Origin of the sequence: Janthinobacterium sp. BJB446 (assembly GCF_002735655.1) — a bacterium.
Classification (GTDB): domain Bacteria; phylum Pseudomonadota; class Gammaproteobacteria; order Burkholderiales; family Burkholderiaceae_D; genus Janthinobacterium; species Janthinobacterium lividum.
Genome location: NZ_PDZK01000018.1, coordinates 1 through 561, shown reverse-complemented (window position 1 = coordinate 561; position 561 = coordinate 1). Strand labels below are relative to the sequence as shown.

Sequence of the window (561 nt, the reverse complement as noted above, 5' to 3'; positions counted from 1 at the left end):
TATCGGCTGTTAAATGAAGAAGAAACAGTAGTCGTAGTAGTTCCGCGTTGGGGCTGTAGCTCAGCTGGTTAGAGCACCGTGTTGATAACGCGGGGGTCGTTGGTTCGAGTCCAACCAGCCCTACCAGTACAAATTCCCGGGGGATTAGCTCAGCTGGGAGAGCACCTGCTTTGCAAGCAGGGGGTCGTCGGTTCGATCCCGTCATCCTCCACCAAAGTTTTACTCGAAAGTGCAAACGTAAGCCAGTTAGGTTTAGGTTTGATCTTTTAGCGATCAAAGCTGTTTCGTTCTTTAACAATCTGGAAGAAGTAAAGATTATTTATTGATCGGTTTGCCGTAAAAGGTGAATCGATGGGTAATGATTGTATGTATCAACAAACAAGCAACAACGTTGTACTTTCTTATCCCTGTAGCGCTCTTTGATGATTTCGGTTATCAGAGGCTAACGTTATAGGGACAAGCGAATAAGTGCACATGGTGGATGCCTTGGCGATTACAGGCGATGAAGGACGTAGTAGCTTGCGATAAGCTGCGGGGAGTGAGCAAACACACTTTGATCCG

At 46.7% G+C, this 561-nt stretch carries 2 tRNA genes and 1 rRNA gene; all 3 read left to right on the top strand.

Annotation, left to right across the window (positions count from 1 at the left end):
• Positions 1-49 precede the first annotated feature (49 nt).
• Positions 50-126, top strand: a tRNA-Ile gene (locus CSQ92_RS28485).
• 12 nt (positions 127-138) lie between these two features.
• A tRNA-Ala gene (locus CSQ92_RS28480) sits at positions 139-214 on the top strand.
• Between the two features lie 240 nt (positions 215-454).
• Positions 455-561: ribosomal RNA gene (locus CSQ92_RS28475) — 23S ribosomal RNA — on the top strand; the annotation flags it as partial.